General features: G+C 65.4%; 2 protein-coding genes. Both read left to right on the forward strand.

The features are described 5' to 3' along the window. Positions 1–213 precede the first annotated feature (213 nt). A complete protein-coding gene (locus AC1DY5_RS52820) occupies positions 214–771 on the forward strand; it encodes a hypothetical protein (protein ID WP_478122216.1) in 558 nt (185 codons plus the stop codon). Between the two features lie 101 nt (positions 772–872). Then, positions 873–1,643 (forward strand): PAS domain-containing transcriptional regulator, encoded by a 771-nt coding sequence (locus AC1DY5_RS52825; RefSeq protein WP_478122217.1) that lies wholly within the window; start codon positions 873–875, stop codon positions 1,641–1,643. Positions 1,644–2,117 lie beyond the last annotated feature (474 nt).

Below are 2,117 nucleotides of genomic sequence, written 5' to 3' on the forward strand. Positions count from 1 at the left end.
GTTCAAGGGTGGGCGCGAGGTGGCCGTTCAAGGGTGGGCGCGAGGTGGCCCGCCAAGCCGGGGCGATGGGCGCGGCCGACATCGTGCGCTGGGCCGAGGCGCACAGCCGCTGAGCGCATCGGGGCCGGCCGGCCGGGTGCCACAGGCGACAGTTGGAAATGCCCTTCCTTGCCGCGCCAAGTACAGTGTGCGCTGGGCCACGCTTTTCAATTCATGTCTTTCCAGAGTTTGCACCTGACCGGTCCGCAGGGCTGCCCCTATGTGCTGGGTGAACCGATCGAGGTTTATGACGGTCCCACCCTCATCGGCCGGGTCCAGTCCGTCACGATGAGTCCGGGGGGCGACGAGGTGCGCGTCGAGAACTTCCTCACCACCGATTTCGCGGATTTCCGCGCCAAGGCACTGCCAAAACTGGTGCTCGCCGAGGTGGTGAGCTTCATCGCCGAGCGCTACCCGTCGATCCATGCCATCGGCATCGAGTTGAGCCGCGACATCGAGGCCTTCGAAGGCCGCGAGGCGACTCTGGCCAGCGCCCGTGCCGAGATCCTCCAGAGCATCGGGACCAACAGCATTCGAATCAACCCCAAGCCGCATGCCGGGCAGGCCGGCCACTTCGCGGTGAGCGGGGTCTGGCACTACGACGAGGCCAGCGTCGCCGCGCTCGCCGCGGTGCTCCAGGCCCAGCGCGCCGCTTACCGCCAGCGGCTGGATGCGCCATCCGGGGTGGCGCCTCGGCCGACACTGCGCCGGTTGCTGCGCAAGGACCGCTGAGCGGCAGGCTGGCCTCGGGAACTGCCGTACCGCGGCTCACCAGCGGGCCGAAACAATGCTCCAATCGCGTCAAGGCGGATCACACGCCGTTGGAGACACCGATGCCCGTGCGCAGTCCGCTCTATCTGTTGGAACGATTCGACCCTGGCGTGGTCCAGTTGGACCGCGAGCTCCGGGTCATGGCCATGAATAGCCTGGCTCGACGCCTGCTGCCGGTCGAGGACAAGCAGCCTTTCGAGAAGATGGTGTTGTCGTTCCACCCCGAGCGCTCGGTGGCCAAGGTGAAGTTCCTGCTCGACCAGGCCGAATGCCCGGTCAGCAACCCGCCGCCTATGACCATGATCATCAACATTCCGGAGCGGGTGCTGTTGATCAAGGTGACCAAGCTCTCCGATCTGCGCGGCGACACCACCGGCTACACCTTGATCTTCTACGACATCACCGAGCTCGTGAGCGGCGAGGAGCCCGCGCCGTCGATGATGCCGGCCAGCCTCTTGGCCGAGAAACCCGCGCCGGCGAAGCGGCAGTTGAACAAGATCCCCACCGTCTCGCAGAATCGGATCGTGCTGGTCGATGTCGAGAACGTGACCTACATCCGCTCGGAAGGCCACTACACCTGGGTCAGCACCGCGCAGGGCCCGAGCTTCTGCAATCTCAACATCAGCGACCTGGCGGAGCGGCTCGACGGCGCCTCGTTCTTCCGGATCCATCGCAGCTACCTCGCGAACCTCGACTTCGCCGAGCAGATCCTGCGCGAGGAGGGCAAGGTCAGCCTGAAGCTGCGCGGCGAGACGACGCCGCTGCCGGTGGCTCGCACCAGCGTTGCCCGACTGCTCGAGCAACTCGGCATCGGCGAGGTCCACCCGCTGTAGAAGCGATCCGCAGAGGGCCGCGTCGTGGTCGGCAGCTAGTAGCGCCTGCGAACCGCTGCGCCGCCGCGGTCCGACGCAACCCTCGCGATAGACGCCCTTGGCGCAAGTGACCTGCGCCGGCGGCGGCTTCTTGACCACTGCCGCACCGTTGGGGCCGGTGCAGCCGGCGCGATAGACGCCCTGCGCGCAGGTGACCGCCCAGGACGACGACGGAACAAGACTGAAAAGGCCCAAAGCGGCTGTCGCGGCAACTAGTACAATGACACGTAAATAACGGAACATGCATACACTCCGTCTATCCCCGTTGGGGTTACGAAGGAGTTCTCATGCGCCAGACCGAATTGCATTTGACCGAGAAGGATCGGTCGGTCATCGAGGAGATTCGAAGCAAGGGAATCCATCATTCGCGCGAAGTGAACCGGGCGCATGCGCTGTCGTGTCTGGATCGCGGGATTCCCGAAGCGCAGATCATGG

The organism is Variovorax sp. P4_D9 (assembly GCF_056401695.1).